The organism is Caballeronia sp. GAFFF1 (assembly GCF_023630705.1).
In the GTDB taxonomy this organism is placed as follows: domain Bacteria; phylum Pseudomonadota; class Gammaproteobacteria; order Burkholderiales; family Burkholderiaceae; genus Caballeronia.
The window spans coordinates 1-3,615 of sequence record NZ_JALQEM010000048.1 but is presented as its reverse complement, the minus strand read 5'-3'; the positions used below and the strand labels follow the sequence as shown (position 1 = coordinate 3,615).

The window sequence follows — 3,615 nt, the reverse complement described above, 5'->3', positions numbered from 1 at the left end:
AAACGCAAAAACCCCACCTTTGTGGGGTGGGGTTTTTGTTTAGGGCAAGGGGAGCCTGACGATTACCTACTTTCACACGGGCAATCCGCACTATCATCGGCGTGGAGTCGTTTCACGGTCCTGTTCGGGATGGGAAGGGGTGGGACCGACTCGCTATGGTCATCAGGCATAAAGGGATGTTGTATCGCGTTGTGGGCGCTACAACCAATCGGGGAAGAAGTAGTAGTGAATTCGGGTGGCGATTGTCGCACACGCTGTTACTCGACCAGTGGCACCCGCTTGGGGTGGTGTAATTACCCCCTACGGGGGTCGGACCAGAGTAAGTGCTAAAGCACTAACTCTGGTCGAGACACACTGGTTATAGGATCAAGCCTTACGGGCAATTAGTATCAGTTAGCTCAATGCATTACTGCACTTACACACCTGACCTATCAACGTCCTGGTCTGGAACGACCCTTCAAGGGGCTCGAAGCCCCGGGGATATCTCATCTTAAGGCGAGTTTCCCGCTTAGATGCTTTCAGCGGTTATCTCTTCCGAACATAGCTACCCGGCGATGCCACTGGCGTGACAACCGGTACACCAGAGGTTCGTCCACTCCGGTCCTCTCGTACTAGGAGCAGCCCCCTTCAAATATCCAACGCCCACGGCAGATAGGGACCAAACTGTCTCACGACGTTTTAAACCCAGCTCACGTACCTCTTTAAATGGCGAACAGCCATACCCTTGGGACCGGCTACAGCCCCAGGATGAGATGAGCCGACATCGAGGTGCCAAACACCGCCGTCGATATGAACTCTTGGGCGGTATCAGCCTGTTATCCCCAGAGTACCTTTTATCCGTTGAGCGATGGCCCTTCCATACAGAACCACCGGATCACTATGACCTGCTTTCGCACCTGCTCGACTTGTCGGTCTCGCAGTTAAGCACGCTTATGCCATTGCACTATCAGCACGATTTCCGACCGTACCTAGCGTACCTTCGTACTCCTCCGTTACGCTTTGGGAGGAGACCGCCCCAGTCAAACTGCCTACCATGCACTGTCCCCGATCCGGATCACGGACCAAGGTTAGAACCTCAAACAAACCAGGGTGGTATTTCAAGGACGGCTCCACCGAAACTAGCGTTCCGGTTTCATAGCCTCCCACCTATCCTACACAGATCGGTTCAAAGTCCAATGCAAAGCTACAGTAAAGGTTCATGGGGTCTTTCCGTCTAGCCGCGGGGAGATTGCATCATCACAAACACTTCAACTTCGCTGAGTCTCGGGAGGAGACAGTGTGGCCATCGTTACGCCATTCGTGCAGGTCGGAACTTACCCGACAAGGAATTTCGCTACCTTAGGACCGTTATAGTTACGGCCGCCGTTTACCGGGACTTCAATCAAGAGCTTGCACCCCATCATTTAATCTTCCGGCACCGGGCAGGCGTCACACCCTATACGTCCACTTTCGTGTTTGCAGAGTGCTGTGTTTTTATTAAACAGTCGCAGCCACCAGTTTATTGCAACCCTTTCACCCTCCTGGCGCAGGCCAGTCAAGCTACCAGGGCGTACCTTATCCCGAAGTTACGGTACCAATTTGCCGAGTTCCTTCTCCCGAGTTCTCTCAAGCGCCTTAGAATACTCATCTCGCCCACCTGTGTCGGTTTGCGGTACGGTCATCGTTAGACTGAAGCTTAGAGGCTTTTCTTGGAACCACTTCCAATTGCTTCGTGACCGAAGTCACTCGCGCCACACCCTTGAATTGCGCACCCGGATTTGCCTAAGTGCCTTCTCCAATGCAGCGACCGGGACGTCCAACACCCGGACAACCTTCCGCGATCCGTCCCCCCATCGCATCTAACAATGGTGCAGGAATATTGACCTGCTTCCCATCAGCTACGCATTTCTGCCTCGCCTTAGGGGCCGACTCACCCTACGCCGATGAACGTTGCGTAGGAAACCTTGGGCTTACGGCGAGGGGGCTTTTCACCCCCTTTATCGCTACTCATGTCAGCATTCGCACTTCCGATACCTCCAGCACGCTTTTCAACGCACCTTCGCAGGCTTACGGAACGCTCTCCTACCATGCGAGTAAAACTCGCATCCGCAGCTTCGGTGACTGGCTTGAGCCCCGTTACATCTTCCGCGCAGGACGACTCGATCAGTGAGCTATTACGCTTTCTTTAAAGGGTGGCTGCTTCTAAGCCAACCTCCTGACTGTTTTAGCCTTCCCACTTCGTTTCCCACTTAGCCAATCTTTGGGACCTTAGCTGGCGGTCTGGGTTGTTTCCCTCTTGACACCGGACGTTAGCACCCGATGTCTGTCTCCCGTGATTGCACTCTTCGGTATTCGGAGTTTGCTATGGCGTAGTAATCCGCAATGGACCCCACAACCATGACAGTGCTCTACCCCCGAAGGTGAGACACGAGGCACTACCTAAATAGTTTTCGGAGAGAACCAGCTATTTCCAAGTTTGTTTAGCCTTTCACCCCTATCCACAGCTCATCCCCTAACTTTTCAACGTTAGTGGGTTCGGTCCTCCAGTACGTGTTACCGCACCTTCAACCTGGCCATGGATAGATCACTTGGTTTCGGGTCTACGCCCAGCAACTGATCGCCCTATTCGGACTCGCTTTCGCTACGCCTGCCTTAATCAGTTAAGCTCGCTACTGAACGTAAGTCGCTGACCCATTATACAAAAGGTACGCCGTCACCCCTTACGAGGCTCCGACTGTTTGTATGCATGCGGTTTCAGGATCTATTTCACTCCCCTCCCGGGGTTCTTTTCGCCTTTCCCTCACGGTACTGGTTCACTATCGGTCGATCACGAGTATTTAGCCTTGGAGGATGGTCCCCCCATCTTCAGACAGGATTTCACGTGTCCCGCCCTACTTGTCGTACCCCTAGTTCTTTCATACTGTTTTCGCTTACAGGGCTATCACCTGCTATGGCCGCACTTTCCAGAGCGTTCAGCTAACAATACAAATAAAGAGTACAGGCTCTTCCCATTTCGCTCGCCACTACTTTGGGAATCTCGGTTGATTTCTTTTCCTGCGGTTACTTAGATGTTTCAGTTCACCGCGTTCGCTTCGCTAGACCTATGGATTCAGTCTAGGATGACCCATACGGGCCGGGTTTCCCCATTCGGACATCTTCGGATCAATGCTCGTTTGCCAGCTCCCCGAAGCTTTTCGCAGGCTACCGCGTCCTTCATCGCCTGTGATCGCCAAGGCATCCACCACATGCACTTGTTCGCTTGACCCTATAACGAGTGTGTCTCATTGCTGCTCTAGACTCACACGCTACAGGCTGAGTATTCGCGTTGTGCCGTATTCCAAGTCATCAATTAAGATCACTTTTCATACTCGATACAATCACTACCCTGACTACTCTACTCGCACCCATCTCTAAGTGCTTTCAAATAATCTCTTTACTACTTCTTCCTGATTGTTAAAGAACGTTTAGCCGATAGGTGTCTTGCAATACCTACAGCATCAACTGGCTATAGTCGCCAATGCGCAGCACTCGTGTAGTTGAGCGCTGTGCATTGAGGACTTGGTGGAGGATGACGGGATCGAACCGACGACCCCCTGCTTGCAAAGCAGGTGCTCTCCCAGCTGAGCTAATCCCCCG

General features: G+C 52.6%; 1 tRNA gene and 2 rRNA genes. All 3 read right to left on the bottom strand.

What is annotated here, in order from left to right:
* Positions 1-53: 53 nt before the first annotated feature.
* A 5S ribosomal RNA gene (gene rrf / locus NCR37_RS28215) occupies positions 54-167 on the bottom strand.
* A gap of 195 nt (positions 168-362) precedes the next feature.
* Positions 363-3,244 (bottom strand): 23S ribosomal RNA (locus NCR37_RS28210).
* A gap of 294 nt (positions 3,245-3,538) precedes the next feature.
* A tRNA-Ala gene (locus NCR37_RS28205) sits at positions 3,539-3,614 on the bottom strand.
* Position 3,615: the final 1 nt, after the last annotated feature.